This window comes from Desulfobacula sp., from assembly GCF_021107415.1.
The window spans coordinates 1-4,045 of sequence record NZ_JAIOSW010000421.1; the positions used below are offsets into that span (position 1 = coordinate 1).

Below are 4,045 nucleotides of genomic sequence, written 5' to 3' on the forward strand. Positions count from 1 at the left end.
AATCCAGTTTTTAAATGCAGCAGGCAGCGGCGCTGGATCGGGTATTGCCTGGTGGGCACATATTGGAGGATTTATAGCAGGGTTTGTGCTGGTCGGGCTGAACAAAAAACTGCCGGAAACGGGCATAAAGCAGAAGATCAATCAATTTACTGCAAAAAAACGGTCTCCAAAGCTTCAAATGATTGTTACATCCGGCAGACCGGACAGCCCGGATCTTTATGGAAATATTGATATCACAACCATTGAGGCCATTGCCGGTACAAATAAAATGGTGACGATTCCCTGGGGATTTTATAAACCTTTGTACAGGGTCAGGATTCCTTCCGGAGTAAAACCTGGAACCCGGTTAAGGCTTTCAGGAATGGGTAAATCCGTTCCTGATGGAATAAAAGGAGATATGTATCTTACAGTGAATGTTAAAAATGCTTTTTAAAAAAATCATAAAAATGATTGTCTGGCTTTGCCTGGGGTTTGCAATTGTCGTGCTTTGCCTGTTTATCAGTCTTCCTGCTATTGTGGAGTCCCAGATCGTAAAGAGGCTGCCGCAATTCTTAAATCCAAATGATATTGAGTTTGATATTCAAAAATTAGGTTTTTATAATACATTTGTTTCTAAAATTCGTGTCACCAAGGGCATATCAATTGATTCTGTAAATATTGATTACGATATTAAAGAGCTGTCGTCCATTCATCTTAGCAAGGTGACCATATCAGGACTAAGTATTCATGCAAGTCTTGATGAAAATAATCAAATTAGAATTCAAGGATTGGAGTTTCCAAGATTATCAAAAGATCACACCGGACAATCTGGTTTATCTGATTTGCCTGGTCTGTTTTTTTTACCTGAAAAAATTGTCTTACAGAATAGTAAAATAATTTTACATGCATTGGATGATGAATTTTTGATTCCGTTTGATGTGTTATCCACCATCAGTTTCAAGGAAGGGAAAATAGTTGCCCGGACTCTGCTGTATCCCTTTGGAGAGAAAATTAATACCCTTGTTACTTATGATTTAAATAAGGGGATTGAGTCCATAAAGGTTGAAGGAAAATCCTTTGATTTAGGGCATATGGATCAATTTATTTTAAAAGTAAGTCATGGGATACAATTAAAGGGCCCGATTGATTTCACTCTGGAATCATCTTCACCTCAAAAAAAATGGGAAATAAATGTTTCCCAGGTTGGTTTTACTCAACCTGTTGAGGCAGCCATCAAAGATTTGTCCACGATTCTCTTGATAGACAATCAGAAAATAAGCGCCAACGGTACCTTTGGCATATCTCATTCACTGCTGCCTGCAACCCGGATGGAATATGGGTTAACCCTTAATTTAAAAAACAGTTTAAAAAACGATTATCATTTTGACTTAAAATTTAAAAACAGCAAAATACAACGTTATAAAATTGCCTATGAATCAAATATGGCAACTATAAAAAAACCTCAATTGAATGCCCACTTCAGTGGTACGCCCTTAAAAAGTAAAGGAAAAATAACCCTGCGCTTGAAAGAAGGCCTTATTCAACATCAAAAAGAGGCTTTTCTTTTTAAAGATACAAAAATAACCTCGGACATGGTCTTGGATTTTACCGATACAGGCAAAGGGCTGAACTCAAAATGGGCATTAACGACAAATAATCTCAGTATTAAATCAGACTTGATGGATTCAAGTTTTCCGCTTGCAGGTGCCTCAGGGTGGTTTCATATCGATAAAAATAATACACCGTCCCTTGGCATGACATTGAAAGCTTTGGACGGGGAGATAAAATCCACTGAATTTAAGACCAAAGCTAATGGCATTAATATTGAAATTCCCATCTCTTATCCCAATGTAGGAAAGAAAGTATATGGGAAGTATTCTATCCCGACCCTTTCATACAATAATCAATATAGTTTAAGCACAAAGGGTAAAATCCTTCAAACTGATTCAAAAGAATTCCAGGTCAGCGGGGGTGTAAGTTTTAGCACGCTACCGACTTTAAAAGTTCAATTTAAATCAATGGTCGGGTTTGAAAAAGGGCTTTTTGCATCCCTGGATTTTAAAACAAATTCTGTCAAGCTAAATGATGCAGATATAGTGAAACTGATGGGACAGAAAATCCAAAATGCAGAAATTGACGTGACCGTTTCTGCCAAAGGGAAAGCAGAACTTTTGAATCATCAATTAGAAACATTTATGCAGGTTAATGTCAGGGATGGCAATATCTCAATTCCGGATATGAATTTGATCGCAACCGGAATTAACACCAAAGTCGATTTTAATGATCTGCTGGTGTTGGAATCTGTTCCCGGGCAGATTTTAACCATTGATTTGATTGAAGTGAATAAAATCAAAATTAATGATGCAAGGATTCTATTCAGCATAGAGGATGCCAGATCCCTTCTTGTCGAAAACATTCGGTTTAATTGGTGCAATGGGCTTGTCTCAACGGAATCCATCCGAATACCCCAGGAGAATAATATGTATTCTTTGAATCTCTATTGCGATCGGTTGGAATTGGTACAACTCTTAAAACAAATGGGGGCCTTCCATGCGGAAGGAACCGGTACATTAAACGGTCGGATTCCGGTAATTTATTCTGACGGCAATATTTCATTTGATAATGGATTCTTGTTCTCAACTCCGGGCAGTGGCGGAAAAGTTGTTATTGACAACGCAGATCTGATAACCGCAGGTATTCCAATGGACAATCCGCAGTTTGCCCAACTGGATCTTGCCCAGGAAGCTTTAAAAGATTTTGAGTATAAATGGGCAAAATTAGTATTTCACACCTTTGAAGATACCCTTTATGTTAATATGGAGCTTGATGGAAAACCTGGTAAATTGTTGCCCTTTGAGTATAAAAAAGAGTTTGGAGGGTTCGTCAGGGTGGATGCTTCAAGCCCGGGATCACGTTTTCAGGGAATAAAACTTGACGTAAATTTAAAACTTCCCTTTAATGAAGTGATGAAATTTGGTAATAAAATAAAATCAATTTTTAATTAATAAAAAAGGAGAGTGTATGATCCGAAAACTGTTTTTCATAGCATTGTTCCTTATTGCCTTTGTTTTTGCAGGCTGCCAGTCAAGTCATCAAGTTGAAGTAAAGCCTGTTGAAATAAAGCCCATCCACATCACCATTGATATCAATATCAAAGTTGATAAGGCCCTTGATGACTTTTTTGATGATATTGACGCAGCTGAAGACAAAATTAAAGACGATTAGGAGGTCGTATGAATATTCGCAATATTTTTAAAACACATATTTTGATTGTCCTTTGTCTGATGATCACAGCCCAATTTGTTTTTGCAGCAGGAATTAAAGAGAGAATGACACAACGGCTTCCTGTTATTGTTGATTTAAAAGCAAAGGGTATTGTGGGTGAGAGCAACAAAGGATACCTTGCATTTGTAACGGATAAAAGAGCCCAGGAAAGCGTTATTACAGATGAGAATAAAGATAGAAAAATGATTTATAAGCATATCGCAAAACAGCAGAATGCAACCCTGGAACTTGTTGAACAAAGGCGTGCAAAACAGATAGCGAATCGTGCAAAACCGGGAGAATTTATCCAGAAACCGGATGGCTCGTGGTATAGAAAGTAAGTTTTATGACTTAATTCATTCAGGTCGGACAGCATAAGGTCCGGCCTGAATGAACTAAAGCAGCCTCATTTTTATCCCTTCCTGCCTCAACCGAATATAGAAAAATTGTTGGTGTCCTGATAAATATGGTTTTTCAATAAAGAACATTCTTGCAGATTCCTTTTAAATCAATTATATTTTTACCAAAGTTGATCTGTCGAAAGACCTTTATAGGTATTAAAAACGTTGATATGAAATTATTGAATCAAATTCGTTTGAATTAAAAGTAGGATATGCCCCATATTATAAAGATATGCGGACAACCGGTTAACTATTTTGTTAACTGAAACATGAATGATTTTATATCAAGGAGATTTCATGGAAGAACAAGAAAAATATATTCGGGCGCTTATCGAAATACATCGAGGCCTTGCGAGGCAAGGCTCTGGTGATACAGATTACTCCAACTATATAATTTCACA

Annotated in this window: 4 protein-coding genes; all 4 read left to right on the forward strand. The window is 37.2% G+C overall.

Translation table 11 applies throughout. The features are described from left to right. Positions 1-433: DnaJ C-terminal domain-containing protein (locus K8S13_RS21190; RefSeq protein WP_291465716.1), on the forward strand; the 433-nt coding region annotated here is incomplete at its 5' end. Continuing rightward, positions 423-2,984 carry a YdbH domain-containing protein gene (locus K8S13_RS21195; protein ID WP_291465717.1) on the forward strand — a complete coding sequence of 854 codons (2,562 nt, stop codon included), beginning with the start codon at positions 423-425 and terminating at the stop codon, positions 2,982-2,984. The genes K8S13_RS21190 and K8S13_RS21195, both read left to right, overlap by 11 nt. 16 nt (positions 2,985-3,000) lie before the next feature. Beyond that, positions 3,001-3,204, forward strand: coding sequence for a YnbE family lipoprotein (locus K8S13_RS21200; protein ID WP_291465718.1), 204 nt, complete (start codon positions 3,001-3,003; stop codon positions 3,202-3,204). A gap of 8 nt (positions 3,205-3,212) precedes the next feature. Next, a complete protein-coding gene (locus tag K8S13_RS21205; RefSeq protein WP_291465719.1) occupies positions 3,213-3,584 on the forward strand; it encodes a YdbL family protein in 372 nt (123 codons plus the stop codon). Positions 3,585-4,045: the final 461 nt, after the last annotated feature.

Coding starts and splice junctions, on each gene's coding strand:
- K8S13_RS21195 (WP_291465717.1), top strand. CDS start 423: ATGCTTTTTAAAAAAATCATAAAAATGATTGTCTGGCTTTGCCTGGGG.
- K8S13_RS21200 (WP_291465718.1), top strand. CDS start 3,001: ATGATCCGAAAACTGTTTTTCATAGCATTGTTCCTTATTGCCTTTGTT.
- K8S13_RS21205 (WP_291465719.1), top strand. CDS start 3,213: ATGAATATTCGCAATATTTTTAAAACACATATTTTGATTGTCCTTTGT.